Annotated in this window: 30 protein-coding genes, 1 other RNA gene and 1 pseudogene; 14 read left to right on the top strand and 18 right to left on the bottom strand. The window is 70.9% G+C overall.

Going from position 1 to position 25,854, the window contains the following annotated elements; all coding sequences use genetic code 11:
• Nucleotides 1–88: 88 nt before the first annotated feature.
• From ACZ7L9_RS02865 to ACZ7L9_RS02855, 3 genes are read left to right on the top strand one after another with little or no spacing between them, the layout of a single operon-like run.
• Entirely contained in the window at nucleotides 89–961 is an 873-nt protein-coding gene (locus ACZ7L9_RS02865) for a MaoC/PaaZ C-terminal domain-containing protein (RefSeq protein WP_471411964.1), read from the top strand.
• Between the two features lie 43 nt (nucleotides 962–1,004).
• Nucleotides 1,005–2,081, top strand: a complete 1,077-nt coding sequence (locus ACZ7L9_RS02860; protein WP_471411962.1) for a Zn-dependent alcohol dehydrogenase — start codon at nucleotides 1,005–1,007, stop codon at nucleotides 2,079–2,081.
• 53 nt (nucleotides 2,082–2,134) lie between these two features.
• Nucleotides 2,135–3,088: a 3-oxoacyl-ACP reductase gene (locus tag ACZ7L9_RS02855; protein ID WP_471411960.1), complete on the top strand. Its 954-nt coding sequence runs from the start codon at nucleotides 2,135–2,137 to the stop codon at nucleotides 3,086–3,088.
• Between the two features lie 368 nt (nucleotides 3,089–3,456).
• Here ACZ7L9_RS02855 and ACZ7L9_RS02850 read toward each other — a convergent pair whose 3' ends face one another.
• A complete protein-coding gene (locus ACZ7L9_RS02850) occupies nucleotides 3,457–4,719 on the bottom strand; it encodes a hypothetical protein (RefSeq protein ID WP_471411958.1) in 1,263 nt (420 codons plus the stop codon).
• 199 nt (nucleotides 4,720–4,918) lie between these two features.
• Between ACZ7L9_RS02850 and ACZ7L9_RS02845 the strand changes: the two genes are divergently transcribed.
• The 4 genes from ACZ7L9_RS02845 (at nucleotide 4,919) to ACZ7L9_RS02830 (ending at nucleotide 8,893) form a co-directional block, all read left to right on the top strand.
• Nucleotides 4,919–5,956: an ABC transporter substrate-binding protein gene (locus ACZ7L9_RS02845; RefSeq protein WP_471412749.1), complete on the top strand. Its 1,038-nt coding sequence runs from the start codon at nucleotides 4,919–4,921 to the stop codon at nucleotides 5,954–5,956.
• An 83-nt stretch (nucleotides 5,957–6,039) separates the two neighbouring features.
• Complete coding sequence (locus tag ACZ7L9_RS02840; RefSeq protein WP_471411956.1) at nucleotides 6,040–6,882, top strand: Nif3-like dinuclear metal center hexameric protein; 843 nt, start codon at nucleotides 6,040–6,042, stop codon at nucleotides 6,880–6,882.
• The gene (locus ACZ7L9_RS02835; protein WP_471412747.1) at nucleotides 6,879–7,622 is read left to right on the top strand and encodes a zinc ribbon domain-containing protein; all 744 of its coding nucleotides are present in this window, start codon (nucleotides 6,879–6,881) and stop codon (nucleotides 7,620–7,622) included. The genes ACZ7L9_RS02840 and ACZ7L9_RS02835 overlap by 4 nt, the downstream gene beginning before the upstream one ends.
• On the top strand, nucleotides 7,622–8,893 hold the full coding sequence (locus ACZ7L9_RS02830; RefSeq protein WP_471411954.1) for a bifunctional RNase H/acid phosphatase: 1,272 nt from the start codon (nucleotides 7,622–7,624) through the stop codon (nucleotides 8,891–8,893). The genes ACZ7L9_RS02835 and ACZ7L9_RS02830 overlap by 1 nt, the downstream gene beginning before the upstream one ends.
• A gap of 67 nt (nucleotides 8,894–8,960) precedes the next feature.
• Here ACZ7L9_RS02830 and eda read toward each other — a convergent pair whose 3' ends face one another.
• Nucleotides 8,961–9,581: a bifunctional 4-hydroxy-2-oxoglutarate aldolase/2-dehydro-3-deoxy-phosphogluconate aldolase gene (gene eda, locus ACZ7L9_RS02825; protein ID WP_471411952.1), complete on the bottom strand. Its 621-nt coding sequence runs from the start codon at nucleotides 9,579–9,581 to the stop codon at nucleotides 8,961–8,963.
• Nucleotides 9,582–9,655: 74 nt separating this feature from the next.
• Nucleotides 9,656–10,456: a peroxide stress protein YaaA gene (gene yaaA / locus ACZ7L9_RS02820; protein WP_471411950.1), complete on the bottom strand. Its 801-nt coding sequence runs from the start codon at nucleotides 10,454–10,456 to the stop codon at nucleotides 9,656–9,658.
• 178 nt (nucleotides 10,457–10,634) lie between these two features.
• Here yaaA and ACZ7L9_RS02815 point away from each other — a divergent pair, with 178 nt between their 5' ends.
• A complete protein-coding gene (locus ACZ7L9_RS02815) occupies nucleotides 10,635–12,077 on the top strand; it encodes an RNB domain-containing ribonuclease (protein ID WP_471411948.1) in 1,443 nt (480 codons plus the stop codon).
• Here ACZ7L9_RS02815 and ACZ7L9_RS02810 read toward each other — a convergent pair.
• Entirely contained in the window at nucleotides 12,022–12,885 is an 864-nt protein-coding gene (locus ACZ7L9_RS02810) for a hypothetical protein (protein ID WP_471411946.1), read from the bottom strand. The two genes, ACZ7L9_RS02815 and ACZ7L9_RS02810, sit on opposite strands and share 56 nt — an antisense overlap.
• Nucleotides 12,882–13,625, bottom strand: a complete 744-nt coding sequence (locus ACZ7L9_RS02805; protein WP_471411944.1) for a MerR family transcriptional regulator — start codon at nucleotides 13,623–13,625, stop codon at nucleotides 12,882–12,884. Before ACZ7L9_RS02805 ends, ACZ7L9_RS02810 begins: the two co-directional genes overlap by 4 nt.
• A gap of 179 nt (nucleotides 13,626–13,804) precedes the next feature.
• Here ACZ7L9_RS02805 and ACZ7L9_RS02800 point away from each other — a divergent pair, with 179 nt between their 5' ends.
• Both ACZ7L9_RS02800 and rnpB read left to right on the top strand, forming a co-directional pair.
• Nucleotides 13,805–14,374, top strand: coding sequence for a Uma2 family endonuclease (locus ACZ7L9_RS02800; protein WP_471412746.1), 570 nt, complete (start codon nucleotides 13,805–13,807; stop codon nucleotides 14,372–14,374).
• Between the two features lie 53 nt (nucleotides 14,375–14,427).
• An RNA gene (rnpB, locus tag ACZ7L9_RS02795) (RNase P RNA component class A) lies at nucleotides 14,428–14,829 on the top strand.
• A gap of 140 nt (nucleotides 14,830–14,969) precedes the next feature.
• Here rnpB and ACZ7L9_RS02790 read toward each other — a convergent pair.
• On the bottom strand, nucleotides 14,970–15,206 hold the full coding sequence (locus ACZ7L9_RS02790) for a hypothetical protein (RefSeq protein WP_471411942.1): 237 nt from the start codon (nucleotides 15,204–15,206) through the stop codon (nucleotides 14,970–14,972).
• Between the two features lie 236 nt (nucleotides 15,207–15,442).
• Here ACZ7L9_RS02790 and ACZ7L9_RS02785 point away from each other — a divergent pair, with 236 nt between their 5' ends.
• Both ACZ7L9_RS02785 and ACZ7L9_RS02780 read left to right on the top strand, forming a co-directional pair.
• Nucleotides 15,443–16,006 (top strand): hemerythrin domain-containing protein, encoded by a 564-nt coding sequence (locus tag ACZ7L9_RS02785; RefSeq protein ID WP_471411940.1) that lies wholly within the window; start codon nucleotides 15,443–15,445, stop codon nucleotides 16,004–16,006.
• 96 nt (nucleotides 16,007–16,102) lie between these two features.
• Complete coding sequence (locus ACZ7L9_RS02780) at nucleotides 16,103–16,981, top strand: metallophosphoesterase family protein (protein WP_471411938.1); 879 nt, start codon at nucleotides 16,103–16,105, stop codon at nucleotides 16,979–16,981.
• Nucleotides 16,982–17,082: 101 nt separating this feature from the next.
• Here ACZ7L9_RS02780 and ACZ7L9_RS02775 read toward each other — a convergent pair whose 3' ends face one another.
• On the bottom strand, nucleotides 17,083–17,745 hold the full coding sequence (locus tag ACZ7L9_RS02775) for a ScbR family autoregulator-binding transcription factor (RefSeq protein WP_471411936.1): 663 nt from the start codon (nucleotides 17,743–17,745) through the stop codon (nucleotides 17,083–17,085).
• A 133-nt stretch (nucleotides 17,746–17,878) separates the two neighbouring features.
• On the opposite strand from ACZ7L9_RS02775, the gene ACZ7L9_RS02770 reads away from it, so the two are divergent.
• Nucleotides 17,879–18,910 (top strand): ScbA/BarX family gamma-butyrolactone biosynthesis protein, encoded by a 1,032-nt coding sequence (locus ACZ7L9_RS02770; protein WP_471411934.1) that lies wholly within the window; start codon nucleotides 17,879–17,881, stop codon nucleotides 18,908–18,910.
• Nucleotides 18,907–19,845, top strand: a complete 939-nt coding sequence (locus ACZ7L9_RS02765) for an NAD-dependent epimerase/dehydratase family protein (RefSeq protein WP_471411932.1) — start codon at nucleotides 18,907–18,909, stop codon at nucleotides 19,843–19,845. Before ACZ7L9_RS02770 ends, ACZ7L9_RS02765 begins: the two co-directional genes overlap by 4 nt.
• A 38-nt stretch (nucleotides 19,846–19,883) precedes the next feature.
• On the opposite strand, the gene ACZ7L9_RS02760 is transcribed toward ACZ7L9_RS02765, so the two are convergent.
• The 11 genes and pseudogenes from ACZ7L9_RS02760 to ACZ7L9_RS02710 all read right to left on the bottom strand — a co-directional run bounded on the left by ACZ7L9_RS02760 (nucleotide 19,884) and on the right by ACZ7L9_RS02710 (nucleotide 25,852).
• Entirely contained in the window at nucleotides 19,884–20,801 is a 918-nt protein-coding gene (locus ACZ7L9_RS02760; protein ID WP_471411930.1) for a PhzF family phenazine biosynthesis protein, read from the bottom strand.
• A 149-nt stretch (nucleotides 20,802–20,950) separates the two neighbouring features.
• A pseudogene (locus ACZ7L9_RS02755) lies at nucleotides 20,951–21,460 on the bottom strand (SDR family oxidoreductase); the annotation flags it as partial.
• Nucleotides 21,461–21,760: 300 nt separating this feature from the next.
• Nucleotides 21,761–21,976: a DUF397 domain-containing protein gene (locus tag ACZ7L9_RS02750; RefSeq protein WP_471411928.1), complete on the bottom strand. Its 216-nt coding sequence runs from the start codon at nucleotides 21,974–21,976 to the stop codon at nucleotides 21,761–21,763.
• Nucleotides 21,977–22,068: 92 nt separating this feature from the next.
• On the bottom strand, nucleotides 22,069–22,230 hold the full coding sequence (locus tag ACZ7L9_RS02745) for a hypothetical protein (protein WP_471411926.1): 162 nt from the start codon (nucleotides 22,228–22,230) through the stop codon (nucleotides 22,069–22,071).
• A complete protein-coding gene (locus tag ACZ7L9_RS02740; protein ID WP_471411924.1) occupies nucleotides 22,227–22,397 on the bottom strand; it encodes a hypothetical protein in 171 nt (56 codons plus the stop codon). Before ACZ7L9_RS02740 ends, ACZ7L9_RS02745 begins: the two co-directional genes overlap by 4 nt.
• On the bottom strand, nucleotides 22,394–22,546 hold the full coding sequence (locus ACZ7L9_RS02735) for a hypothetical protein (RefSeq protein ID WP_471411922.1): 153 nt from the start codon (nucleotides 22,544–22,546) through the stop codon (nucleotides 22,394–22,396). The genes ACZ7L9_RS02740 and ACZ7L9_RS02735 overlap by 4 nt, the downstream gene beginning before the upstream one ends.
• 99 nt (nucleotides 22,547–22,645) lie before the next feature.
• Nucleotides 22,646–23,896 (bottom strand): helix-turn-helix domain-containing protein, encoded by a 1,251-nt coding sequence (locus tag ACZ7L9_RS02730; RefSeq protein ID WP_471411919.1) that lies wholly within the window; start codon nucleotides 23,894–23,896, stop codon nucleotides 22,646–22,648.
• Between the two features lie 128 nt (nucleotides 23,897–24,024).
• Nucleotides 24,025–24,288 (bottom strand): hypothetical protein, encoded by a 264-nt coding sequence (locus ACZ7L9_RS02725; protein ID WP_471411917.1) that lies wholly within the window; start codon nucleotides 24,286–24,288, stop codon nucleotides 24,025–24,027.
• Nucleotides 24,285–24,512 (bottom strand): hypothetical protein, encoded by a 228-nt coding sequence (locus tag ACZ7L9_RS02720; protein WP_471411915.1) that lies wholly within the window; start codon nucleotides 24,510–24,512, stop codon nucleotides 24,285–24,287. Before ACZ7L9_RS02720 ends, ACZ7L9_RS02725 begins: the two co-directional genes overlap by 4 nt.
• 5 nt (nucleotides 24,513–24,517) lie before the next feature.
• Nucleotides 24,518–25,453 (bottom strand): peptidoglycan recognition protein family protein, encoded by a 936-nt coding sequence (locus ACZ7L9_RS02715; protein ID WP_471411914.1) that lies wholly within the window; start codon nucleotides 25,451–25,453, stop codon nucleotides 24,518–24,520.
• A gap of 66 nt (nucleotides 25,454–25,519) precedes the next feature.
• On the bottom strand, nucleotides 25,520–25,852 hold the full coding sequence (locus ACZ7L9_RS02710; RefSeq protein ID WP_471411911.1) for an H-type lectin domain-containing protein: 333 nt from the start codon (nucleotides 25,850–25,852) through the stop codon (nucleotides 25,520–25,522).
• Nucleotides 25,853–25,854: the final 2 nt, after the last annotated feature.

Here is a 25,854-nt window from a genome sequence, read left to right as displayed (position 1 = left end):
GTGGAGGCCGGTCCCGCACGACCTCGGTGCGGCCGACGGTGCGGACGGCCGCGCCGAGGTCTTCCCACCATCAAGGAGCAGCTTCGCCATGCCCATTGATGCCGAAAAGGCTGTCGCCGCCGAACCGCGGTCCACCCGGATCAGCTGGGACCACAAGGACGTGCAGCTCTATCACCTGGGGATCGGCGCCGGAGCCGACCCCGACCGGGCCGACCCGGCCACCGACCCCGGCGAACTGCGCTACACCCTCGAGTCACGGCTCCAGGTGCTGCCCTCCTTCGCCACCGTCGCGGGGGCGGGCGCGGGCGTCGTCGGCGGGCTCTCCTCGCCCGGTGTCGACGTCGACCTGGCCGCCGTTCTGCACGGCGGGCAGTCCGTACGCGTGCACCGGCCGATCCCCGTGAAGGGCACCGCCGTACAGACCTCGAAGGTCGCCGCGGTGTACGACAAGGGCAAGGCGGCCGTGCTGGTGCTGCGTACCGAAGCCGCCGACGACGAGGGCCCGTTGTGGACGAACGACGCCCAGATCTTCGTCCGGGGCGAGGGCGGCTTCGGCGGCGATCGCGGGCCGTCCGAACGGGTCGCCCGTCCCGAGGTCGCGCCCGACCATGTGGTGGAGCGGCCGATCCGGCCCGACCAGGCGCTGCTGTACCGGCTCTCCGGGGACTGGAACCCGCTGCACGCCGACCCCGAGTTCGCCCGGCTGGCCGGCTTCGACCGGCCGATCCTGCACGGGCTGTGCACCTACGGAATGACGCTGAAGGCCGTCACCGACACGGTGCTCGGCGGTGACGTGACCCGTATCCGCTCCTACCGCACCCGTTTCGCCGGGGTCGTCTTCCCCGGCGAGACCCTGCGCATCGAGATGTGGACCGGCGGGAACGAGGTACGGGTCGAGGTGAGGGTCGTGGAGCGGGACAACGCCATGGTCCTCGGTGACACCTTCGTCGAACACTCCTGAACCAACTCCAAGAGGTCCACAGGCCCATGAGGGGAGCCGCACCATGCGCGCAGCCGTACTGCACGAGATAGGCCAGGACAAGCTGGAAGTCCTCGACGACGTCGAGGCGGTGGGCTTCGGCCCCGGCAAGGTCAAGCTCCGCATCCGGGCCACCGGACTGTGCCACTCCGATGTCTCCGCGATGAGCGGCGTGCTGCCGCAGCCCGCCCCGTTCATCCCGGGCCACGAGGGCGCGGGCGAGGTCCTGGACGTCGGCGACGGTGTCACCGGGCTGAGCACGGGGGACCGGGTGCTGGTCTGCTGGCTGCCCGCGTGCGGGGCGTGTCCGTCCTGCAAACGCGGCCAGACCCAGCTCTGCCTGGCCGGCTTCATGAACGCGGGCACGCCCAACTTCAAGCGCGCCGGGGGAGACGTCTTCGGCTTCGCGGGCACCGGCACCTTCACCGAGGAGGTCGTCGTCGGCGCGGGCTGCGCCGTGCCGATCCCCGACGACGTGCCGTTCGAGATCGCCGCGCTGATCGGCTGCGGGGTGACCACCGGGCTCGGCGCGGCCATCAACACCGCACAGGTGGAGGCCGGTTCGTCGGTCGCCGTGATCGGCTGCGGAGGGGTCGGCATCTCCACCATCCAGGGCGCCAGGGTGCAGGGCGCCGCGCAGATCGTGGCCGTGGACCCGGTCGCGTCCCGGCGCGAGGCGGCCCTGCGGTTCGGCGCGACGGAGGCGGTGTCCCCGGACGAACTCGCCGACGCCAAGCAGCGGATCACCGCGGGCGAGGGATTCGACTACGTCTTCGAGGTCGTCGGCAAGTCGGCCACCGCCCGTACGGCGTACGAGAACACCCGGCGCGGCGGCACCCTCTGCGTCGTCGGCGCGGGCGCCATGGACGACAACTTCCAGGTCAACATGTTCGAGCTGTTCTTCGACGAGAAGCGGATCCTGCCCTCCATGTACGGGGGAGGGGACGTGCTCCGCTCGTACGAAAGGGCCATCGCGCTCTGGCGGGCCGGCCGCATCGACCTCGAATCGATGATCACCCACCGGGTGCGGCTCGACGGCATCAACGACGCCCTCGACCAGATGAGGACCGGCGAGTCGTTGCGCACCTGCGTCGAACTCTGACCGGCGGCCTCACCTGTGACCCCTGATCCCTCCTGAGAGGCTCCGAGATTCCGATGTCACTTCCCCTGTCACGTCCCCTGGACGGCATGTCCGCGATCGTCACGGGCGCGGGCCGCGGCCTCGGACGCGCCGAAGCGCTGGAACTGGCGGGGCTCGGCGCGTCCGTCGTCGTCAACGACTACGGGCAGCCGGGCCGCGACGGTTCCGGCGAGGCGTCCGCGACGCCCGCCGAGGAGGTCGCCGCGGAGATCCGGGCGGCGGGCGGCCGGGCGGTCGCGCACCTCGGCGACGTCTCCGACCACGCGCAGGCCCGCAGCCTGGTGGAACTGGCCGTCGACACGTACGGAAAGCTGGACATCCTGGTCAACAACGCGGGCATCCTGCGCGACCGGATGGTGTTCTCGATGACCGAGGACGAATGGGACTCCGTCATCAGGGTCCACCTCAAGGGCCACTTCAACACCACCCACTTCGCCGCGTCCCACTGGCGCGCCCGCTCCAAGGAGTCCGGCGGCCCGGTCTACGGCCGGATCGTCAACACCTCCTCCGAGGCGTTCCTGGCCGGCTCGGCGGGCCAGCCGAACTACGCGGCGGCCAAGGGCGGCATCGTCGGCCTCACCACCTCCACGGCCCTGGCCCTGGCCAGGTACGGCGTGACCGCCAACGCCATCTGCCCGCGGGCCCGCACCCGGATGACCGAGGACGTCTTCGCCGGCTTCCAGGAACCGGCGGACGGCCGGCTCGACGCGCTCGCCCCCGAGCACGTCTCGCCGCTGGTCGGCTACCTGGCCTCCCCGGCGGCCGCCAAGGTCAACGGGCAACTGCTCGTCGTGCACGGCGGGATGGTCGCGATCGTCGAACGACCCAGGGTGGCCGCGAAGTTCGACTCGTCGAAGGAGACGTTCTCCTTCGACGAGCTGGACGAGCTGATTTCTCCGTACTACGAGGACCGCCCGCCGAACGAGACCTTCGCCGCGGCGGAGGTGCTCGGCCTGAAACGGGGCTGACCGCAAGGGACACGGGTGGGCCCCGGCAGCCGACCGGCTGCCGGGGCCCACCCGTCCCTCGTCGTTGTTCCGCGCGGTCAGGCCGCCCGGCTGTCCCCTTCGTGGGGGCGTCGGTGACGGCCGTGCGGCTGTGCTGCCGTGTCGTCCGTCGCGACACCCCCTCGGTGCTTTCCGGAGCCGCCGGCTTCGGCCCGTTCCGCGTCCGCCGGACGCGTCTGGGTCGTGTCGGTTCGGGCTTCAGACATGTGGGAAGTCACCCCGTTGTGATCGCTTACGTGTGTGTCACCAGGGCCGATCACGCCACCGCAGCACGGCACGGTCACCAACGGCGACCGCGGAGAACGGCTGCGCAGCCCAGGCCCAGGATTCTAGCGAGGCACCATGCGCCCCATGAGAGGCGCCTGCCCCAGCGGAATCGGCTTGCACACCGGTAGAGGCGCAGCGGCAGCGGACGGTTGCATACCGCTTTCCGCGGCCGGATCCGCCGACGGCCGCGCACCGCGTTTCGCGTCCACCGGTGCCTCCAGCAGTGCCACCCCGCACGCCACGTTCTCGTTGGCGTACGGAAGCCTGAGTACGCCGTCCCGGGTCCACACCCCGCGACCGGCCTGCCACCCCTCGGGGGCGGCGAGTTGATACAAGCGGCGTCCCGCCGGCCGCCACACCCCGAGCCAGCTGCCCGCCGCCCCGTCGATCCGCAGGGCCACCGCACAGCTCTCCGGCATCAGCATCTGACCCGGCTGTACGGCGAACGGCGTCACCGCGACATCCGCCGGGCGCAGACACTCCGGGAAACGCACCGGCAGGCAGCTGCCCAGCACCCCCCACCCGAGCCGGTCGTGCCCCGGCGCGTCCGAACGGATCAGCAGCAGACCGCTGTCCACGTCGGCGAGCAGCAGCCGGTCGTTGCTCCCCGGCGCGATCTGCAGCAGCGGTGTCACCTCGCCGCCCCGCTCCAGGTTCACGGCGACCGCCTTGACCGGCCCGCCGCCCGGCAGCTCCCGGTCCAGGGCCAGCAGCCGCCCCGCCCGGTCCAGCCAGACCCCGCCGGAGCAGCGTCCCGGCACCTCGGCGACCCGCTCGGGACCGAAGGCGCCGCCCGCCACCAGCCAGACGGCGGTGGAGCGCGCACCGACCGACAGGGCGTACGCGCATCGGCCGTCCGGCGACGGCGGCAGCAGGGTCAGATCCGCGCATCCGACGGCGCCGAGCGGCAGTTCACCCGTGCCGGGGCCGGTCGGATACAGCAACGAGAACGCATGCCGGTCCACGACCCGGCGCCGGACCAGTACGCGTCCGTCGGCCAGCGGCAGCACGTCCGAGTCCGGCTCCTCCGGCTGGTCCAGGGGGAGCGGTACGGCGTACGGCTCGTGCCCGTCGAGCGTCCAGCGCTCCACGAACCACGTCTGCCCGGCCTCGTCCGACGGCTCGCCCGCCGCGCCGATGTCACGACGGGCGAGCCGGGCCGCGTACGAACCGTCCGCCGCGATCGTGAAGGCGCGCGGGGCGAGGGTTGCCCGGCCGGGCGCACCCGGTTCACCCGGCGGATCCGGCTCGTCGTCCCCCAGGACCGCGCCTCCGGTATCCCCGGCCACCCCCACGGTCTCGTTCTCGATAGCACAGGCAGTCATGGACTGGTCACCTCCGGCATCCGAAGCTAGTTTTCGCACTTCCTGCCGAACAACACGAGACCGGCCGCTTCACACATAAGGGTGGTGATGCCGGGATTCGCCTGAGGGCGAGGGGGTGCCTGTGCTTGACGCGAAAGCCGATGGGTAAGGTTAGGCATTCCTAAACAGTCCCGGTGTGACCTTCTATCTGGAGCAAGTGATGTCCCTTCGTCGCCGCGGTACCGCCACAGTCGGCCTGGCAGTGGCCGCCGCCCTTTCCCTCTCGGCCTGCGGGAGCGAAGACGCAGGCTCGGGCGACTCGGCCAAGTCCGGCGGCGACAAGAAGGCGGCCGTCGCGACGGGCGGCAAGGACTTCGGCGACGCCGCGAAGAAGACGGCGGCGTACGGGACGGACGCCGAGGCCGGCCAGTTCCCCCGAACCCTCACCCACGCCATGGGCAGGACGGAGATCAAGTCAGCCCCCAAGCGCGTCGTCGTGCTGGACGTCGGCGAGTTCGACAACGTCGTCTCGCTGGGTGTGAAGCCGGTCGGCTACGCCCCCTCCGAGGGCGACGCTGCCATCCCCTCGTACCTGAAGAAGGACGCGGGCAACCCCAAGAACGTCGGCACGATCAACAACCTCAACCTCGAAGCCATCGCCGGTCTGAAGCCCGACCTGATCCTCGGCAGCCAGCTCCGCGCCGCCGACAAGTACGACGCCCTCTCCAAGATCGCGCCGACCGTGTTCTCCATCCGCCCGGGCTTCACCTGGAAGGAGAACTACCTCCTCAACGCGGCGGCGCTGGACAAGACCGCCAGGGCGAAGAGCGAGCTCGACGCCTACGAGGCGAAGGCGAAGAAGCTCGGCGAGGACATCGGCCCGGACAAGCCGACCATCTCCATGGTCCGCTACCTCCCCGACCGCATCCGCCTCTACGCCAAGGCGTCCTTCATCGGCACCATCCTTGACGACGTCGGCCTGCCGCGGCCCAAGAACCAGCAGATCGACGACCTCGCCGCGGAGATCAGCCCGGAGAAGATCGATGAGGCCGACGCCGACTGGATCTTCACCGGCGTCTACGGCGACGTGAAGGCCACCAAGCGCGACACCACCCAGTCCAACCCGCTGTGGAAGAACCTCGAGGCGGTCAAGGGCGGCCGGGCCAAGGACGTCTCCGACGAGACCTGGTACCTCGGCCTCGGTGTCACGGCCGCGAACCTGGTCCTCGACGACCTCCGCGCCGACCTCGTGAAGTAACGATTCAGGCACTCCGTGGCCCGTCCGTACGGGTCGCGGAAGCCATGGGCGACGGGGCGCGAAGGGCAGGTAGCCTTTTCCTTGTGCCCCGTCTGTCCGAAGTCCTCGCCGAGCTCGACGCTCTCTGGCCCCCCGAGCGGGCCGAGGGCTGGGACGCGATCGGTACCGTCTGCGGAGACCCCGCTTCGCACGTCGACCGGGTCCTCTTCGCCGTCGACCCCGTCCACGAGATCGTCGACGAGGCGCTCAGACTCGGCGCCCAGCTGATCGTCACCCACCACCCGCTCTATCTGCGGGGTACGACGACGGTCGCGGCCGACACCTTCAAGGGCCGGGTCGTGCACACCCTCATCAGGCACGACGTCGCGCTGCACGTCGCCCACACCAACGCCGACACCGCCGACCCGGGCGTCTCCGACGCCCTCGCCGGTGCGCTCGACCTGCGCGTCGAGGGGCCCCTCGTACCGGATCCCACCGACCCCAAGGGCCGTCGAGGCCTCGGCCGGATCTGTGCGCTCGACCATCCCGAGAGCCTGGCCGACTTCGCCGCCCGCGCCGCCGCCCGGCTGCCCGCCACCGCGCAGGGCATCCGGCTCGCGGGCGACCCCGCGGCGACGGTGCGCACCGTCGCGGTCAGCGGCGGCTCCGGCGACAGCCTCTTCGACGCGGTGCGCGCCGCGGGCGTCGACGCCTTCCTCACCGCCGACCTGCGCCACCATCCGGCCTCCGAAGCCATCCAGCACTCCCCGCTCGGCCTGATCGACGCCGCGCACTGGGCCACCGAATGGCCCTGGTGCGAACAGGCCGCAGCGCAGCTCGACGCGATTTCCGACCGCCACGGATGGGGCCTGCGGGTCCATGTCTCGAAGCAGGTCACCGACCCCTGGACCACCACCACCCACCACTCTTCTGGAGCCCCCAACTGAACGCCGCGCCCGCCGACCAGATCCGACTCCTCGATGTCCAGGCCCTCGACGTACGCCTGTCACAGCTTGCGCACCGGCGCAAGTCGCTGCCCGAGCACGCCGAGATCGAGTCGCTCACCAGCGACCTCGCGCAGCTGCGCGACCTGCTGGTCGCCTCGCAGACCGAGGAGAGCGACACCGCCCGCGAGCAGACCAAGGCGGAGCAGGACGTCGACCAGGTGCGCCAGCGCGCCGCCCGTGACCAGCAGCGCCTCGACTCGGGCGCGGTCACCTCGCCGAAGGACCTGGAGAGCCTTCAGCGCGAGATCGCCTCGCTGGCAAAGCGCCAGGGCGACCTGGAGGACGTCGTCCTCGAAGTGATGGAGCGCCGCGAGTCCGCTCAGGAGCGCGTCACCGAGCTGTCCGACCGGGTCTCCGCGGTCCAGGCCAAGGCCGACGACGCGATCGCCCGTCGCGACGCCGCGACCAAGGAGCTCGACGAGGAGGCCGCGACCGTCACCAGGGAGCGCGAGCTCGTCGCCGGTTCGGTCCCCGCGGACCTGCTGAAGCTGTACGACAAGCTCCGCGTCCAGCAGGGCGGGGTCGGCGCTGCCCGCCTCTACCAGCGCCGCTGCGAGGGCTGCCGGCTCGAACTGAACATCACCGAGGTCAACGATGTGAAGGCGGCCTCCCCGGACACCGTCCTGCGCTGCGAGAACTGCCGCCGCATCCTGGTCCGTACGGCGGAGTCGGGCCTGTAATGACCCAGCCGCGCCAGCTCGTCATCGAGGCCGACGGCGGTTCCCGGGGCAACCCCGGGCCCGCCGGTTACGGTGCGGTCGTCATCGACCCGGTGACGGGGGAGACCCTTGCCGAGGCCGCCGAGTACATCGGCGTCGCGACGAACAACGTCGCCGAGTACAAGGGCCTCATCGCCGGCCTGAATGCGGCGAAGGCGCTGCTGCCGGAGGCCTCGGCGGGCGGCGCTCTCCGGGTACGGGTCCGGATGGACTCCAAGCTGGTCGTGGAACAGATGTCGGGCCGCTGGAAGATCAAGCACCCCGACATGAAGCCGCTCGCGGCGAAGGCCGCCAGGATCCTGCCGGCCTCCGCTGTCACGTACGAGTGGATCCCGCGCGAGCAGAACAAGCACGCCGACCGGCTCGCCAACGAGGCGATGGACGCGGGCAAGCGCGGCAGGCAGTGGGAGCCGTCGTCGTCGACGGCCGCCCTCGACACCCCCCGTCCCTCGACGACCGCCGTCCTGCCGCCGGTCTCCGGGCCGCCCGGTGACGCGGCGGCGGGCGCGGCGAAGGCCCGCGCGGCGATGTCCGCCCGCCCGGGAGCCGGTACGGGCGCGGCATCCACGGCCGCGCCCCGGGTGGGCTGGGCCGCGGCGCCCGATCTCGGGGCGCCCGCCACCTTCGTACTGCTCCGGCACGGCGAGACGGCCCTCACCCCCGAGAAGCGTTTCTCGGGCAGCGGCGGCAGCGACCCCGAACTCTCGGCGACCGGCCGTGACCAGGCCGAACGCATCGCCCGGTCGCTGGCCGCCCGCGGCACGATCGAGGAGATCGTCAGCTCCCCGCTGCGCCGCTGCCGTGAAACGGCGGCCGCGGTGGCGGCTCGGCTGGGTCTGGAGGTCCGGATCGAGGACGGCCTGCGCGAGACGGACTTCGGCGCCTGGGAGGGGCTGACGTTCGCCGAGGTGCGCGAGCGTTACGGCCCCGACCTGGACGCCTGGCTCGCCTCGGCGAAGGCGGCCCCCACCGGCGGTGGCGAGAGCTTCGCCGAGGTTGCCCGCCGCGTCGCGGCCACCCGCGACCGCCTCACCGCCCGCTACGCGGGCCGCACGGTTCTCCTGGTCACCCATGTGACGCCGATCAAGACCCTGGTCCGGCTGGCGCTCGGCGCGCCGCCGGAAGCCATGTTCCGGATGGAGCTCTCGGCGGCCTCGGTGTCCGCGGTCGCGTACTACTCGGACGGGAACGTGTCACTCAGGCTGCTGAACGACACGTCGCATCTGAGGTAGGAGGCAGAGGACGCGGGGCGGCAGTGGGCATCCGCAACCGGCCGCGCCCCGGCCGCCCCCGCCTCCGTCAGTCGCGCAGCGCCGCCGCCTCGCTCGCCAGCCGTTCCACCCGCGCCCAGTCCTTCGCCGCCACTGCGTTCGCCGGGATCATCCAACTGCCGCCCACGCAGCCGACGTTGGGCAGAGCCAGATAGGCCGGCGCGGACGCGAGGGAGATACCGCCCGTCGGGCAGAACCGGGCCTGCGGCAGCGGCGAGGAGAGCGCCTTCAGATACGCCGTGCCGCCCGCCGCCTCGGCCGGGAAGAACTTCATCTCGGTGATCCCGCGCTCCAGCAGTGCGACCACCTCGGACGTCGTCGATACGCCCGGCAGGAACGGCACCCCCGACGCCTTCATCGCGTCCAGCAGTGCGTCCGTCCAGCCAGGGCTGACCAGGAACCGGGCCCCCGCGGCGACGGTCTCGGAGACGTTCGACGCGGAGATCACCGTGCCGGCGCCGACCACCGCGTCCGGCACCTCGGCCGCGATGGCCTTGATCGCGTCCAGGGCCGCGGCGGTGCGCAGTGTCACCTCGATGGCCGGGAGCCCGCCCGCGACCAGGGCCCGGGCGAGCGGCACCGCGTCGGCGGTGTCCTCCAGGACGACAACGGGGACGACGGGGGCAAGGTCCAGCACGGAGGAGGTCATGCGCCCCATCTTGCCGCGCCCGCAGCACCGTACGCAACGGACGTTGCACATGCTGCAATGCGTGCATCCTCCGGTCAGTGGATCTCGGTCACCACGACATCGAGCGACCACGCCCGCCCGGCCCGCGCGGGGGCCTCGGCCTCCACCATGTACCCGAGCTCCCGCAAGGACTCCACCAGCTCCGCGGGCCCCTTCGGCCGAGCGCCCGCCACCAGCAGATCGCGGACCAACCGCCCCTTCGTCGCCTTGTTGAAGTGACTGACCACGGAGCGCTTCTCGACTCCGTCCACCATCCGGGAGTGGAGCACCCGCACACTCGCCGTGCGCTCCGCCACCTCACCCTTCGGCCTCCAGGCCGCGGTGTACGCGGACGACCGCAGGTCCAGAACGAGCCCGTCCCCGGCCGCCTCCGGCATGACCTGTGCCATCGGGCCGCGCCAGTACGCCCCGAGCGCACCCAGCCCCGGCAGCTTCACTCCCATCGAGCAGCGGTACGAAGGAATCCGGTCGCCCATCCGCACGGCGCCCCACAGTCCGGAGAAGACCAGCAACGACTTTCCGGCCCGCCGTCTGGCCGCCGCGTCCAGCGAAGCCAGATCCAGGGCGTCGTACAGCACCCCCGTGTAGATCTCCCCGGCCGGACGCGTCCCCGCCGTGCGCAGCTCGACGTTCTTCGCGATCTCGCCGCGCAGCCCCTCGCTCAGCCCGAGCACCTGACGGGCCTTCTCCTCGTCCGCCGTGCACAGCTCGATCAGCTCGTCGAGGACCGCGGCCCGCGCCGCGGCCAGCCCCGGCAGCGACAGCGACTCCGGCTTCAGGGGTGCTCCGCGCCCCGACGCGGCCTTTCCTTCGGAGGGCGGCAACAGCACGAGCACGGCGGTTCTCCTTCGTACGTACGCACAGGCAGACGGGCCCGGAAGCCCGCGCACCAGCGTACGGGGGCCACTTGCACCGTCACCGGGGCCGGTCCCGGCGGATCGGGGCCGGACAGCAGCACCACGTCCTGCCGCCACCCGGGATGCCGCCCGGCCCGCCCCGCCATACGCTCGGTGCATGCCCCGCCGCCATCTCCACATGACCGGGCCGGCCGACACCCCGTTGAGGGCGGCCCTGCGCAAGCTGCGTACCGAGCTCGGCGTGCCCGACGGCTTCCCGCCCGACGTCCTCGCCGAGGCGGCACAGGCGGCGAGCGCCCCGGCGGTGTCGGCCCACAGGGACGCGACGGACCTGCCGTTCTTCACCATCGACCCGCCCGCGTCGACCGACCTCGACCAGGCCATGCACCTCGAACGCCGCCGCCACGGCTTCCGCGTGCACTACGCCATCGCCGACGTCGCCGCCTTCGTACGCCCGGGCGGCGCACTCGACACCGAGGCCCACCGCCGGGTGACGACCCTCTACTTCCCCGACGGCCAGGTGCCGCTCCACCCCATCTCGCTCTCCGAGGGCGCGGCCAGCCTCCTCCCCGGGCAGACGCGCCCCGCTCTGCTCTGGCAGATCGACCTCGACGCGGAGGGCGTCGCCGTCGCCACCTCGGTGCGCCGGGCCCTCGTCCGCAGCCGCGCCAAACTCGACTACGCGGGCGTCCAGCGGCAGATCGAAACGGGCACCGCCGAAGAGCCCCTGGCCCTGCTCCGGGACATCGGACGGCTCCGCGAGGAACAGGAGGTCGCCCGCGGCGGAATCTCCCTCAACGTGCCCGAGCAGGAGATCGTCGCGCGCGACGGCACGTACGGCCTGGACTACCGCGCCCCGCTGCCCGCCTACGGCTGGAACGCCCAGATCTCCCTGCTGACCGGCATGGCCGCCGCCCACCTGATGACGGAGGCCGGCACCGGCATCCTGCGGACCCTCCCGGTCGCCCCGGACGGCGCCGTGGCCCGGCTCCGGCGTTCGGCCGAAGCGCTGCACATCGACTGGCCGCACCATGTCCCGTACGCCGAGGTCGTCCGCTCCCTGGACCCGAGGAGGACCACCCACGCCGCGTTCCTCCAGGAGTGCACCACCCTCCTGCGCGGCGCCGGCTACACCGTCTTCGCACACGGCGAACTCCCCACCCCCGCCGTCCACGCCGCCGTCGCCGACCTGTACACACACTGCACCGCCCCGCTGCGCCGCCTCGTCGACCGGTACGCGGCCGAGCTGTGCGTCGCCGTCGTCGCGGAGCAGGACCCGCCCGAGTGGGTCCTCGCCGCGCTGCCCGGCCTGCCGAAGGAGATGGCGGACGGAACCAGGCGCGCCAACACGGTGGAACGCGAATGCGTCGACGTGGTCGAGGCCGCGCTCCTCAAGGACCGGATCGGTGAGGTCTTCGACGCGTACGTGATCGACGTGTCGGAGCAGGAGCCGACCGCGGGCACCGTCCACATCGACGACCCGGCCGTCGTCGCCCGCGTCGAGGGCGGCACGGCGAAGCTCCCCCTGGGGGAGCGGCTGCCGGTCAGGCTCGCCCGGGCGGATCCTGGCTCGGCGAAGGTCCTCTTCGCCCCCGCGTGAGCGCGGCCACGACGGCCCCCGGATCATCCGAGTGGAACCGCACCGTCCGCGCCCACCCCCGCTTCCCGAGCGGCCGCACGAACGCCACCGGAGAGAGCAGTTCCACGGTCACCGTCGTCTGCCCGCCCACGACGATGTCGAGCACCCCGTCCGCCCCCGGCCGCACCGGCCCGCCCTCGGGATAGCGCCGCTCGACCCGCGCACCGGCGACCACCTCGGCGGGGACCCGCAGGTCGAACAGCCCGCCGTAGCGAAGCCGCAGCGCCCCGTCGGAGTCCACCACATGCGGCCGGGTCACACACGCGGCATGGAGGGCGAGCACCAGGACCACCCCGTACACATCGAGCACGAGCAGAACACTGTGCACGACCGGCCACGGGATCAGCAGCGCCAGCATCACCGTCTCGACCAGAGCGACGAAGACCAGGCCGTACATCATTGCGGTCTGCGGCCCGGTGTACGAGACGGCAAGGGCACCCTCCGGCACGTCATGACGCCGCCGCAGCACCCACAGCCCGAGACTGTGCAGGGCGCGCACCTCGTGCGCGGCGAGACGGCGCACCTTCTCGGGTACGACGGTACGGAGCGCCGCGCCCATCGCCGCCCGCCGCCCGGCACCTGTGCGTCGGCCCGCGTGCCAGAGCCGCCAAAGGATCACGCCCTCGAACCCGAGCGCGGCGACCACCAGGGCCTCGGCGCCGAGCAGAACCGCACCCGGTATCCGGACCCCCGCCAGCAGGCAGCCGCCCAGGACCAACTCGACAGCCGGCACAGCCCCCACGGCATACCGTGCAATCCGCACGCTCATCCTGTTCCCCTCCCCGCCACGCGTGCCGTCAGGGCCGTCATCATCCGGCGCACCACCTCGGCCTGCGCGGGTGCGTAGTCGTCGAGCAGGGCCTGACCGAACCCCGTCATCGCCGGGCCGCCGGAGGGGATCGCCGCCAGCACCTCGTCCGGCACGGCGGCGGCCAGATCGGCGGCGAGCGGAGCGATCCGCGGATCGTCCACACGCGCCGCGACCAGTGCGTCCAGCCGCTCGTACAACGCGTGCACGGCCGGGTCCTCGGCCAGCGGCCGCAACGCGGCGTAGAGCTCACCGCCCCCGCCCGTCGTATCCAGCAGCACCAGGTGCTCGCGGTCCTTGTCGGCCATCGGGGAGCCGGTGGCCGGAGCCGTGCCCAGCAGTTCGGCCAGCGCGGGCGATACGGGCTCCTCGGCGCTCACCGGGCCGTCCAGCAGCCGGGCCAGCCGACGCCGCCGCTCCCGTATCTCGTTCTCCTGCCGGGCCAGGTCGGCATCCAACTCGACGATCACGTCGACGAGTTCACGCCCGGAGTCGTCGGCGAGGACGTCCCGTACCTCGTCCAGCCCGAGCCCGAGCTCGGTGAGACGCCGGATCCGGGCCAGCACCACGGCATCGCGCACGCCGTAGGCACGATAGCCATTGGGCCGGCGCGCGGGCTCGGGAAGGAGTCCGATGTGGTGGTAGTGCCGGATCGCCCGCGAGGTGACCCCGACGAGCGCGGCGATCTCTCCGATGCGCATGGAGCCAGTAGAAACCTTCACGCCGCGGCAAGGTCAAGCGCGCACCCCACCCGTCCGCATCCGACAACCGCGCTCCCTGCTGTGCCACGATCGAGGGAAGCACTCCCATCTCACGGACGGCGGATCCATCGATGTCCCAATCTGGCGAGCGACCGAGGAAGGGGCGTGACATGACTGCCATGCCGCACGAACCGCTCACGCAGGCGGACGTCCTGCTGGAGGGCTTCCTGGCGCTGGATACGCCGGAGGGCTTCCGGGCCGAGCTCATCGAGGGGGAGATTGTCGTGACGCCGCCGCCGGACGGGGACCACGAGGACTACATCAGCCTGATTCTGAAACAAGTGATCAGGCTCGCCGGGACCGACATGGACTTCTCCGGGAACAAGGGACTGAAACTGAAGAGCGGCGGACGCTGCCCCAGGAACCACGTCATCCCCGATGGCACCTTCGCCCCCACCGAGTTGCGTCTGTACCGGGGAGCGGACCCCTGGATGCCGTGCGAGGGCGTGGCCCTCGTCGTCGAGGTCACCTCGACCAAGCCCCGGGCCGACCGCACGGACAAGAGGCACTGCTACGCCCGCGGACCCATCCCCCTGTACCTGCTGGTCGACCGCGAGGAGTCCTCGGTGACGCTGTTCAGCGAGCCGGAAGGGGACGACTACCGTCAGCACTGCACGATCCCGTTCGGCAAGTCGCTCACCCTTCCGGCCCCCTTTGCCTTCGACCTGGAGACCGAGGCGTTCAACTGAGCCACCCCGTCCGGTGCCCACGGCCAGGCGGGTAGCATGGTCGGCACGGCAGACGAGCCGGGCGGACGGCCGCGTGGGGATCTTCGGATCTCCCCGAGGAACGTCCGGGCTCCACAGGGCAGGGTGATGGCTAACGGCCACCCGGGGTGACCCGCGGGACAGTGCCACAGAAAACAGACCGCCGGGGACTTCGGTCCTCGGTAAGGGTGAAACGGTGGTGTAAGAGACCACCAGCGCCTGAGGTGACTCAGGCGGCTAGGTAAACCCCACCCGGAGCAAGGTCAAGAGGGGCCGTCGCAAGACGGCCCTGCGCGAATGTTCGAGGGCGGCCCGCCCGAGTTCGCGGGTAGACCGCACGAGGCCGGCAGCAATGCCGGCCCTAGATGGATGGCCGTCTCCCCGGCCGCCGCGAGGCGACCGGGCGACAGAACCCGGCGTACAGCCCGACTCGTCTGCCGTTCCCCTTCAGGCTCAGGTCGGAGGGGGTCCTCCACCCGTCCCCGCATGCGGGCACGGGGTGCCTCCACCCGTCCCCGCTGCGGGCACGCCCTTGCCGATGCGACCCGCACCCCGCCACGCGGCAACGGGACGGCTCTCAGCGCAGCCTCCAGTGAAATTTTCCGCCGCCCACCCACCGGATCACTTCCGGGTCGTCGAGATCATGGACCCTGATGCCCGCGACCCAGGCGATGGCGAGCACGTCCGTCATCGATGTTGCCTCGGCGACGACCTCCCCGTCGATCTCCACAAGGCGGAAGGGCGGATCACCGGGCTGCACGTTCAGCACAGTGATCCGAGGCGTTGAGACACGGGGGCTCGCACTTTCGGTCATGCCTGGATGTTCCACGTCGACGTCGGCAGTATGCCCGGCGGTGGGGCCGCAGCGTCCTAGATCACTCTGCTGAGCGAAGACGGCGCCCCCGCGCGCCCTGAGCGCGGATGGGCCGGAGAGGTGAGTGCGGGGTCTCTCGTCGCGCGCTCAGCGCAGGATGTCCGTCCCCGACCTGTTGGGTGGTGCCCGCACCCCGCGCCGCGGGACAACGAACCCGACCCGAGAAAGGGACTGTCATGGCACACGGCGGCAACGTGATCGCTGAGTTCACGGCTGATCATCGTGAGCTGGAGGAGCTCTTCGCCCGGATCGAGGCGCAGCCGGTCGATCACCCGCAGCGGCGTGTGCTGGCGAACCGGCTGACGGCGGAGCTGGTGCGGCACTCGGTGGCCGAGGAAATGCACCTCTATCCGACGGTTCGCAAACACGTCCGCGACGGGGAGGTGCTGGCGGACAAGGAACTCGCCGAACACGTCAAGATCGAGCAGCTGCTCAGGGACCTCGAAGAGCTCCACGTCAATGATCCGCAGTTCAACGACATCGTCGCGAAGCTGAGACTGGAGGTCGCCTCCCACGTGCGCGAGGAGGAACAGGAACTGTTCCCCGAGCTCGCGGCATCCTGTTCCCCCGAGAAGCTGGACGAGCTGGGCCGGCTGGCCCGCCACGCCAAGCAAACGGCCCCCACCCGTCCGCACTCCGCCGTCTCGGACATCCCGCCCGCCCATGAGCTGTTCGCGCCCGGCGCAGGACTGGTGGACCGGGTACGTGACCTGGTGCACGGCCGCAGAACCACGGACTGACCGGTGAGGCAGAAGGAGAAGGACCGTCGTGGCTGATGTGCCGGGCCCGGTGATGGGGCACGATCTTGTCCAGTCACTCCTCGGGAAGGGTTCTCCATGTCCGATCGCGCCTATGGAAACCGTGGGTCTCTGCTCGCGGTGAGCGACCTTCACGTCGGGATGGCGGACAACCGCCGCATCATCGAGTCGCTGCGGCCCGATTCGGACGAGGACTGGCTCATCGTCGCCGGTGATGTGGCGGAGCAGGTCGAGGACGTGGAGTGGGCGCTGAGACTGCTCGCGGGCCGTTGCTCCCGGGTCATCTGGACCCCCGGGAACCACGAGCTGTGGACGACCGCGCGCGACCCGGTCCAACTGCGGGGCCAGGAACGGTACGAGCGTCTGGTCGAGCTGTGCCGGAGCCTCGGGGTGTCCACCCCGGAGGACCCGTACCCGCTGTGGCCCGGTCCCGAAGGGCCGGTGGCCGTCGCACCCGTGTTCCTGCTGTACGACTACAGTTTCCGGGCCCCGGGCACGACGACCAAGGAGGAGTCCCTGGCGTACGCGCACGAGACGGGGGTGGTGTGCACCGACGAGTTCCTGCTGCACCCCGACCCGTACCCGACCCGTGACGCCTGGTGCCGGGCGCGGGTGGCGGAGACGGAGCGACGCCTCGCGACACACGATCCGGAGATTCCACTGGTCATCGCCAGCCACTGGCCCCTGGTCCGGGAACCGATGGCCGTCCTGACGTATCCGGAGTTCGCCCAGTGGTGCGGTACGGAGCTCACCGCCGACTGGCACCGGCGCTTCAACGTGGCGGCCATGGTCTACGGCCATCTGCACATTCCCCGTACGACCTGGTACGACGGGGTGCGCTTCGAGGAGGTCTCCATCGGCTACCCCAGGGAATGGCGCAAGCGGGGCCACCCCAAGGGGCTGCTGCGGCGGATCCTGCCGTACGACGGGGACGGCGGGCCGTCCCCGGCCCTCTGAACGGCTGCCGCCCGGAGCCCGGCCGTCTGCCGATTCCCCATACTGACGATCCCGCTGTCCGTGTCGACCACGTTCAGGGGTGTCCCGGCAGGCCCTGCCCGTCAGCCGGGTGCGCCGGCCTGGCTGGGGACCGATTCGAGGGTGCCGAACAGGCGCTTGCCCCGGTCCTCGGCCATGTCGAGACTGGCCAGCACGGACGGGGTCGAGATGCTCGGCAGCACGTAGTGCAGAAGTACTGAGATCCGTCGGCCCAAGTCCTCCCGCTTGCACAGGGCTTGGGACATCACCTGAATGCCGGAGAAGGAGCCTGCCAGCATTTCGGCGGTCTCGCGGGGGTCGACGTGCGGCAGCAGTTCGCCCTGGTTCTTCGCGGCGACCAGCAGGTGTTCGAGCCGGTCTATCCAGGCACGGAACGGGGTGCCCCGGTCGAGTCCTTCCACCGCCTGATCCATGGCCAGTCCGACGCTGGCGCGTACCAGCGGCTCATGGCGGAGCCGGTGGGCGAGCAGCATGCCCTGATCGACGAGCTCCTGAAGCTTCGTCAGCTGAGGAGGGAGTGGATCGCTGTCCAGCTGAACGTCCATCACCCCGAGTGCCAGGTCTTCCTTGGACGTGAAATGAAAGTAGAGCGCACCTTTTGTCACGCCGGCCCGCGCGAGGATTTCGCTGATGGTGGCACTGCTGTAGCCACGTTCATCGAAAACGGCGGCGGCCGCCACCAGGATCGACCGTCGAGTCTGGATCGCGCGCGCCTGCTGTGCCATCAGCTACGAGTCTCTCTCGGTCGTGGCGTGGTCAGCACCACTGGGATATGGCTGGATAGGAAAACCGGACTGTCAGTATCTTACTGCGGGGGCTGCCTGCCCTCCCGGTATGGATCCTCTGGGAGGAACTTTCATGGTTCAGCTCACCTCGCACAGCGCTTCGGCCGCAGTCGAAGGCGTCGGGGCCGCAGATTTCACCGAATACTCCGGAGCCGGCGGTACGGCGCCGGAGGGAAGACAGTCGGAGGCGGACTTCCTCGGGCAGCTGGTCCACCGGACCGATGCCGAGGACATCTTTCCCACCGGCTGGACCCGGCAGACCGAGACCCAGTTCTCGGTGTCGGCCCGTTGGCCGCAGGCGCACCGCTTCTTCGCGCCCGTATCGGGCCGTCACCAGGATCCGCTGCTGATCGCGGAAACCATGCGTCAGACGACGATGCTCCTGGGCCATGCGGCGTTCGGTGTCCCGATGGGAGATCAGTTCGTGATGTGGGAGCTCGCATACGCCTCCGAGCCCGATCGGCTGCTCCGGGGAGAGGAGCCCTGGGACATCACGGTGGATGTGGCCTGCTCCCGGATCCGGCGGGGCGCCCGGAGCATCAACTCCATGCATGTCGAGCTGCTCCTGCACCGCCTCGGCACGGTCCTCGCCAGCGGCGGGGGCCGGATCAGCTGCACCTCGGCCAAGGCGTACCGCAGGGTACGGGACGGGCGGCAGGACATGATCGGCGCCCCGATACCCCTCCTGCCCGCCGTCGCGCCGGCCGTGGTGGGCAGGACCGATGAACGTGATGTCGTACTGGCGCCGGGCCCGCGGCGAAATGTCTGGCGACTGCGGCTCGACACCCGGCATCCGACGCTGTTCGCCCGGCCCAACGACCATGTGCCGGGCATTCTGCTGCTGGAGGCGGCCCGTCAGGCGGCCGTCGCCGTCACCCCCGGCCATGGCTTCCTCCCCACGTCGGTGAAGACCGACTTCCTCCAGTACGTGGAACTCGACCGCCCCTGCTGGATCGAGGCCCGGCCCGTCCCGACCGGCGACCCCACGACGACCGGGGTGCACGTCTCGGCGACACAGGACGACCGGCCGGTCTTCGCCTGCACCCTGGAATCCCCGGGCCCACGGCAGGACGCGGCGAACGAGCGGCAGGTCGGACAGTCATGACACCGCGCGTACTCATCACCGGCGCGACCGGCTTCATCGGCAGCCATGTGGTGGCCGCGGCCCGGACCGCCCCCGGCCTCCGGCTGCGCCTGATGACCCACCGGACCGCCCTCCCCGCCTCCGCCGGACCACCCGGCGTCGAGACGGTGTACGGGGACCTCGCCGACCCGCCGACGCTGCGCGGCAGCTGCGAGGGCATCGACGCGTTGATCCACTGCGCCTCCTGGCTCGGCGGAGACGAACCGACCGCGCGGTCCGTGAATGATCAAGGAACCAGGGCTCTGATCGAAGAGGCGGCCCGCTGCGGGGTCACCCGCATCGTGTACCTGAGCACGGCATCCGTCTACGGCCGGGGCCCGTTCACCGGGCTGCGGCCCGGACAGGCCGAGCCCGCCCCGGCCTCGGCCACCAGCCTGACCCGCGCCGCCGCCGAGCAGCACATCCTCGCGGCCGGTGGCGTCGTGGTGCGCCCGCACCTCGTGTACGGGGCCGGAGACCGCTGGGCCGTGCCCGGGCTGGTCGGCCTGCTCCGACAGCTCTCGGCCGTGCCGGCCGGGTGCGGGGCACGGCACTCGATGATCGACGTACAGGCGCTGGGGCGGGCGCTGATGAGCGCGGCGCTGTCCCCGAAGGAACCGGCCGGGGTCTACCACGTCAACCACCCCGAACCGGTGAGCTCTGCGCAGCTGCTCTCCACCGTCGTCGACGAGCTGCGGCTGCCCTGGGGAGGCACCGGCATCGACGTGGCCGCGGCCCGTGAGCGGCTCGCCGGTGTGCCGTACGCGTTGCACCACCTCGGCATGCTGGCCGTGGACCACTGGTTCACCGACGAACGGGTCGACCAGGACTTCGACTGGGAGCCGGGCGAAGGCTTCACGACAGTCTTCGCCCGGCACGCCCCGTGGTACCGCCGGCACCTCGGCCTGAGCCCCTGACGGCCCCGGTCGCCGGCCGTCCCCGGCGACCGTGGCCGTCAGGGGCAGGCCTTGATCCGGGTGCCCGTACCGCTCACCCGGACCCGGGCATCGCCCGCCCGGAGCTCGACCGTGAGTGTTCCGGGGCGGCCCATGTCCTCGCCCTGGTGGAGGGTGAGGACGGCGGTGTCCGGGACGAGGCCCAGCGCGCGCAGATAGGCGCCGAAGGCGGCCGCCGCCGCGCCGGTGGCGGGGTCCTCCACCACGCCGCCGACCGGGAACGGGTCGCGGACGTGGAAGACGGCCGGCGATGCCCGCCACACCAGTTGCAGGGTGGTCAGGTCCAGCCGGTGCATCAGGGCTTCGAGGCGCGCGAAGTCGTAACCGAGGTCGGCGAGTCGCTCTCGGGTCGCGGCGGCCAGCACGAGGTGGCGGGCGCCCGCGTACGCGATCCGGGGCGGCAGGGCCGGGTCGAGATCGCCGGCCGGCCAGTCCAGGGCGGCCAGCGCCTCCGCCAGGTCGTCCGGGGCGATGTCCGTCACGTCCGGCTCGACGCTGGTGAGCGTGGCGCGGAGCTCGCCGCCCTCCCGGGTGACGGTGACCGGGACCGTACCCGCGATGGTGCTGAACACCAGATCACCGGGTCCGTCGCGCTCGGCGAGCGCGAGGGCCGTCGCCACGGTGGCGTGGCCGCAGAACGGGACTTCCGCCTTCGGGCTGAAGTAGCGGATCGTGTACCCGCGGGCGGCCGGCGCCCCTTCGCCGCCCGGCAGTTCATCACCCGGCCGTTCTTCGACCGGCTCGGTCCGTCCGGTCAGGAACGCCGACTCGCTGTACCCCAGCTCCGCCGCGACGGCGAGCATCGCCGCGTCGTCGAGACCGGACGCGTCAAGCACGACACCCGCCGGATTGCCGCCGTCCGGGTCGGCGGAGAAGGCGGTGTAACGCAGGATCCCGGTACCTGAATTCTGGCTCATGCCGCAGGTCAACCCTGCCGCGGGCCGGGGCATTCCCCGCGAGGCCGGATTCCCGGCCCGGCCGCATCCACGGAGCCGCGCGTCCCGGCCGGGCCGTGGTCGTCCGGGCGCAACCGTCCACGCCGGGCGACCGGTTCGGGACGTACCCGTCAGCCGCGCCCCACGTACGGCATCGCCGTCGCCAGGACCGTCGCGAACTGCATGTTCGCCTCCAGGGGCAGCTCCGCCATGTGGAGCACCGTCCGGGCCACATCCGCGGCGGCCATCACCGGCTCCACCGCCAGCCGGCCATCGGCCTGAAGGATGCCCGTCCGCATCTGTTCTGTCATGTCCGTGGCCGCGTTGCCGATGTCGATCTGCCCGCAGGCGATCCGGTACGGACGGCCGTCCAGCGACAGCGACTTCGTCAGGCCCGTCATGGCGTGCTTGGTCGTGGTGTAGGCGACCGAGTGCGGGCGCGGCGCGTGGGCGGAGATCGAGCCGTTGTTGATGATCCGGCCGCCCTGTGGGTCCTGTTCCTTCATCAGCCGGTACGCGGCCTGCGCGCACAGGAACGCGCCCGTCACGTTCACGTCCACCACCGAGCGCCAGTCCTCCACCGAGAGGTCCTCGACGGGGACGGAACGCGGGCCGAACGTACCCGCGTTGTTGAAGAACAACGCCCCTAAAACATCCTCGCGCTGACCTGCTGAAACGCGTAAGGACCCCGCAGGCGCAACCTGCGGGGTCCTGCGTGTCGACGCTTACGGCTCGCTGGGGCTGTCTGTGTGGCCCTGGTTAGTGCTCCCGAAGCCTGGTTGGCGCTCTGGTACCGCGAGCGCTCTGCCACCAAAGCCCCCAGCAACGGCGGACCTCAAGCCCGAAGTGCTGCCCGCACCGAGCGCACCATCCCAAACCGCTCTCCGGATCAGTCAGGGACGCAGCAGTACAGCGCGGGCAGCGACTCACAGGACTACCTCTCAGGTCAGCAGGTCGAACTCTCCAGCCTTCACCGCGGCTGCAAGCGACGCCCACCCGGCCGCCGTCATCGTGACGACCTGGTCCGGCCGCTCGCTGTCCCGCACCGCCACGGTACCGGGAACATTGAGGGCGACCTGTGGACAGTTGCCCACCTTCTTGTCGCGGCACATGGCCGCCGAAACGAACTCGAACTCGAACTCAGGCTGAGCACCCATGGTCTAATCCCTTCCGTGGGGGGCGGGAACTGATTCCCCGCCCGTTGACCCGCCTGTGGCCGAACCGTCCAAAGAGCGGCCACAGGCGGGAGTCATTTGGCGGGCCACGAGGCGCCCGGTCGGTCCCACGATGCGCGCGCATAGGGGTCGTAGTGATCGCCCCTGTGCCCGGGCTTCAGGGTGCAGCGCGCCTTGGTCTTCGGGTCCATGTCCCAGCAGCAGTGCGTGATGAGGTCGGTCGACTCGGTTCTCATCGGCGGGCCTCCCGCATCGGGCCGCGGGCGTCCCGCCAAGCGCGGCCGAGTCGCACGGCGGTCGGGCACGGGGCGCCGGCCCGGCAGGTGGCGCAGCCGTAGGTGTGGCCGATCCAGGTAAGGTACGCGGCGTCCGACGCGGGGACCATCTTGGTCCGGGCGGTCATGCGCGGTCCTCCTTGCACCGCTCGCACTCGCAGGCCGGGAACGCTGAGGACGGGTTCACGGTCTTCAGCGGGGTCACCTCGGCCTCGGGCCGCACCACGCGCGTGACGCCCTCCCGGCTCACCTCGTACACCTTGATCGTCATCGCCATGGGTATCGTCCCCCCGGTCGTCGAAAGCGTTGCTCTGACCGTAGGAGCGCCCACAGCAAACGAGGGGCAGGATTCCTGCCCCTCGTCCATGGGTTCGAACTATGCGGCGAGCAACCCAAGTTGGTCAGCCAGTGCCGCAGCCCGCTGCCGCCGGGCCGGGACCTTGGATTCTGTCTCCTCCAGCACGATCCGCCGGGCGTACCCGTTGTACTTGATCGTTTCGGGAGCGGCCTTGTGTGCCTTTTCCAGCGTGGCGAGCGCCGTTTCTGCCTGCCCGTCAAGCTGGTAAGCGCGAGCCTCCTCGATGCGGTGCCGGGCCAGCCGAGGCCGGGACGGGATCGCGGACGTATCCGCCGCCACAGCCTGCCGTACCGACTCGCCGCCCGCGCGTAGCTCCACAGCCACCGTCACCGCATGGGCGCCCATGATGGCCTGAGAGAAGCTTGTGACCGGGTGGTAGTAGCCGGGGCCGAGCGTGCCAGCAGTAGCCTTTGCCTTGTCCCACCACCCCCACGCCGCCCCGGACTCGCCGCGCCGAGCAGCCGTGTACCCCGCTTCGAACTGGAGCGCCCCGGTGATTGCACGGACGCGATTATCAGCCTCGGGCAGGAACCTTTCCAGGTAGCTAAGCGCCTCCAGGGTCATGGCGTCTGCAGCGTCGAAATGGTCCGGACCGGTATCGCGGTGAGCCTGCGCGGCCAGCCATGCCGCGATGCCGATGGCGTGCGGGTCCTCGGACTCCTGCGCCGCAACCATGCCGCGCTCGGCCACACGCCAGAGCAAGGCGCTATCAGGCTGGTACGCCACGAAGAATTGACTGAGGCTGTACACCTCGGACAGGACGGCCTGAGCCGCGCGTCGATCAACCGCCGAATCGGACTGCCGCACTGCGAGTTGGGCATCGCGGATCAGGTCGGGCAGCAGCTCGCCGATGACCTCACGATGGTTTGCCGCCTGGTGCCGGGCCGTCCATGACTTGGCGAGCCTGGCCGCCAGGTGCTCGGCTGACGGCGCCTCCCGATCGGTGCCCAGGGTCAGGGCGTTAACCGCGTCCCGGACTGCCGGCAGACGGGAATGACCCGGCCCGATGAACAGATCTACGGGGGCGGACTGATCGCCGGTCAAGTCGGATAGGTCTCGAATCCGCAGCAGCTCAGCGATACGCAGGACCATCGGGAGTTTCGGCATACCGATCTGCCCCGTTTCAATTTGCTTCACCCAGGAGGGGGACATTCCCAGCAGCCCGGCCACGACTGGACGACTCATGCCGCGCTTCGTGCGGAGGATCTGCATGCGTTGACCGAATGCCATGGGGTCGGCGTATGGGTCCGGGGTAGCATCATTTGGCATGGCCTTGCCCCTCTCTGAACAGCTCGTCACTGTCAGGGTATGGGGCAAGGCCAATTCTGTGTGCGGCGTCACGTGATCCGAACGCACAAAATCGCCCCCTCCCCGCACAGTGCGGGAAGGGGGCGCGTTCAGTTCTGCGAGAGCTGCCAGAGGGTCAGGGCGAGGCCGATCACGCCGACCAGAGCGGCCAGGGACGGGAGCGGCCACCGGGCCCGCTCCAGCGCATCGAGCCGCTTTTCGTGGTCGTCGATACGCCGGTCGGTCTGGTCGCCGCGCTGGACGAGGAGCGCAAGCGACCCGTCAACTTTTGCGAACCCGGTCTCCATCGTGCCGCGTAGTTTCTCCAGCTCGACCGCGACGGCGGCGGGGTCGGACGGGGTAGGGATGCTCATCTGCTGTCCTCCTCGCCGAGACCGAGGCCGATGCGGTCGAGCAGCTGCTCGACAACGGGCAGCACCATCACGCGGGAGACGCCGGCCGCGACCGCGAGCGCCCCGGCAACCCACGGCAGTGACTCGGGCACGCCGGACGCGGCGACGATCGCGGGCAGCGCCGCGGCGAACCCGGCGGCGGCCTGAATCGCGGTACGGATGCTCCGCTTCGTGCTCGGCTTCATGCTGGTCACTTCTTCCCGTAGGCGATGGTGTGGAGTGCGGCCCAGCCGCGCGGGCCGATGGCGGGGTCGTAGTGTTGTCCGGTGGCGCGGTAGGCGGGGTGCGCCTGGTGGAAACGGGCGACGGCGGCCTGTGTGGCGGGCCCGTAGTTGTCCGCCTCGGGGATGGCGGCGGACATGTACCCCGCGGCCTTCAGCGCCCGCTGTAGCCCCCTTGCTGAGGGCGACTTGCGGCCCGGTGCGAGCCCCTTCGGGAATGCGGGCGGCGCGTACGGCTTCGGCGCGGTCGGCTTCGACGGCTTGCTCGGCGCGGTCGGCTTGTCGTCGTCGGCCAGCAGCTCGGCGACGCGGGCCCGGATCTTCGCCATGGTGAGCGCGGGCCCGTCCTTGGTGCCGATCGGTCCGCGCGGGTCGATCTTGCCCGGCTGCCACTCGCGGTGGCCGATCACGGACTCGGCGCCCCACCCGTGCGCGCGGCAGATACCGGCGGCGGCGCGGGCGATGGCCTCAATCTGCGCCTCAGGCCACGGGTCGCGCCCGTCGCCCAGGTTGACGCACTCGAATCCGTAGAAGCGTGCGTTGCCGTCGGCGCTTGCCTTGTTGGCCGCGGGAAGGGGACGCTCGGCGATGACTGCGGCGAGCACGTCGCCGTCGCCGAGCCCGGCATGGTTCGTGCGCCCGTACCCGACCAGATGCGTGCGGCCGGCCTTGTCGATGACGCCGTGGCACAGCGGGCCCGGCAGGTCTGCGTAGCCGTCGCGGCAGATACGTACGGACGCGTCCGTGCCCGATGTGACGGTGTGGTGGATCATCACGCCGTGTATCGGTCCCCAGGACCCGTGTCCGGCGCGGTTGTGGGTGCGCCACGATCCGACCTCGACGACGTCGACCCCCTCGCCCCGCAGCGCGGACAGGAACGCGGACGCGGTGAGCGGTGTTGCCATGGTGTCTCCAGATATGCGAAAAGCCCCGGCCGGATCGGCACGGGGCGTACGAGGTATGGGGTGTGGTCAGGTCGGCATCATGGCAGTCCAGTGCACCGGGATATTCGTCCAGGTGTCCGGGCCCTCGGCGGTGTCGCTGATCAGGATGAAGAGGGTGAATCCATTTGGGCCGACGTTGATGGGGCGGGCCTCGAAGCGGCCAGTGCTCCCGGCCCCGGATGCGATCTCGGCATCCATAATCGGCGCTACGGGGAAGGGCTCGGGGAACGTGACTGGCTGCGAGTAGGAAGCCAGATTGGTGAAGCTGACGTTCACGGTTCCGGCTTGATAGTTGCGGGCGGCGAGGCGGCCGACGGTGATCCGCATGCCGGGCTGCCACAGGGTGGCCGGTACAGCCATGG

Source organism: Streptomyces sp. NPDC111516, from assembly GCF_055635345.1.
Note: the sequence above shows the minus strand (reverse complement) of the source record. Positions and strands in the feature narration are given on the sequence as shown.

Bases quoted from the DNA above. Each gene is read 5' to 3' on its own strand.
- ACZ7L9_RS02865 (WP_471411964.1), top strand. From the start codon at position 89: ATGCCCATTGATGCCGAAAAGGCTGTCGCCGCCGAACCGCGGTCCACC.
- ACZ7L9_RS02860 (WP_471411962.1), top strand. From the start codon at position 1,005: ATGCGCGCAGCCGTACTGCACGAGATAGGCCAGGACAAGCTGGAAGTC.
- ACZ7L9_RS02855 (WP_471411960.1), top strand. From the start codon at position 2,135: ATGTCACTTCCCCTGTCACGTCCCCTGGACGGCATGTCCGCGATCGTC.
- ACZ7L9_RS02850 (WP_471411958.1), bottom strand. From the start codon at position 4,719: ATGACTGCCTGTGCTATCGAGAACGAGACCGTGGGGGTGGCCGGGGAT.
- ACZ7L9_RS02845 (WP_471412749.1), top strand. From the start codon at position 4,919: ATGTCCCTTCGTCGCCGCGGTACCGCCACAGTCGGCCTGGCAGTGGCC.
- ACZ7L9_RS02830 (WP_471411954.1), top strand. From the start codon at position 7,622: ATGACCCAGCCGCGCCAGCTCGTCATCGAGGCCGACGGCGGTTCCCGG.
- eda (WP_471411952.1), bottom strand. From the start codon at position 9,581: ATGACCTCCTCCGTGCTGGACCTTGCCCCCGTCGTCCCCGTTGTCGTC.
- ACZ7L9_RS02815 (WP_471411948.1), top strand. From the start codon at position 10,635: ATGCCCCGCCGCCATCTCCACATGACCGGGCCGGCCGACACCCCGTTG.
- ACZ7L9_RS02810 (WP_471411946.1), bottom strand. From the start codon at position 12,885: ATGAGCGTGCGGATTGCACGGTATGCCGTGGGGGCTGTGCCGGCTGTC.
- ACZ7L9_RS02805 (WP_471411944.1), bottom strand. From the start codon at position 13,625: ATGCGCATCGGAGAGATCGCCGCGCTCGTCGGGGTCACCTCGCGGGCG.
- ACZ7L9_RS02800 (WP_471412746.1), top strand. From the start codon at position 13,805: ATGCCGCACGAACCGCTCACGCAGGCGGACGTCCTGCTGGAGGGCTTC.
- ACZ7L9_RS02790 (WP_471411942.1), bottom strand. From the start codon at position 15,206: ATGACCGAAAGTGCGAGCCCCCGTGTCTCAACGCCTCGGATCACTGTG.
- ACZ7L9_RS02785 (WP_471411940.1), top strand. From the start codon at position 15,443: ATGGCACACGGCGGCAACGTGATCGCTGAGTTCACGGCTGATCATCGT.
- ACZ7L9_RS02780 (WP_471411938.1), top strand. From the start codon at position 16,103: ATGTCCGATCGCGCCTATGGAAACCGTGGGTCTCTGCTCGCGGTGAGC.
- ACZ7L9_RS02775 (WP_471411936.1), bottom strand. From the start codon at position 17,745: ATGGCACAGCAGGCGCGCGCGATCCAGACTCGACGGTCGATCCTGGTG.
- ACZ7L9_RS02770 (WP_471411934.1), top strand. From the start codon at position 17,879: ATGGTTCAGCTCACCTCGCACAGCGCTTCGGCCGCAGTCGAAGGCGTC.
- ACZ7L9_RS02765 (WP_471411932.1), top strand. From the start codon at position 18,907: ATGACACCGCGCGTACTCATCACCGGCGCGACCGGCTTCATCGGCAGC.
- ACZ7L9_RS02760 (WP_471411930.1), bottom strand. From the start codon at position 20,801: ATGAGCCAGAATTCAGGTACCGGGATCCTGCGTTACACCGCCTTCTCC.
- ACZ7L9_RS02750 (WP_471411928.1), bottom strand. From the start codon at position 21,976: ATGGGTGCTCAGCCTGAGTTCGAGTTCGAGTTCGTTTCGGCGGCCATG.
- ACZ7L9_RS02745 (WP_471411926.1), bottom strand. From the start codon at position 22,230: ATGAGAACCGAGTCGACCGACCTCATCACGCACTGCTGCTGGGACATG.
- ACZ7L9_RS02740 (WP_471411924.1), bottom strand. From the start codon at position 22,397: ATGACCGCCCGGACCAAGATGGTCCCCGCGTCGGACGCCGCGTACCTT.
- ACZ7L9_RS02735 (WP_471411922.1), bottom strand. From the start codon at position 22,546: ATGGCGATGACGATCAAGGTGTACGAGGTGAGCCGGGAGGGCGTCACG.
- ACZ7L9_RS02730 (WP_471411919.1), bottom strand. From the start codon at position 23,896: ATGCCAAATGATGCTACCCCGGACCCATACGCCGACCCCATGGCATTC.
- ACZ7L9_RS02725 (WP_471411917.1), bottom strand. From the start codon at position 24,288: ATGAGCATCCCTACCCCGTCCGACCCCGCCGCCGTCGCGGTCGAGCTG.
- ACZ7L9_RS02720 (WP_471411915.1), bottom strand. From the start codon at position 24,512: ATGAAGCCGAGCACGAAGCGGAGCATCCGTACCGCGATTCAGGCCGCC.
- ACZ7L9_RS02715 (WP_471411914.1), bottom strand. From the start codon at position 25,453: ATGGCAACACCGCTCACCGCGTCCGCGTTCCTGTCCGCGCTGCGGGGC.
- ACZ7L9_RS02710 (WP_471411911.1), bottom strand. From the start codon at position 25,852: ATGGCTGTACCGGCCACCCTGTGGCAGCCCGGCATGCGGATCACCGTC.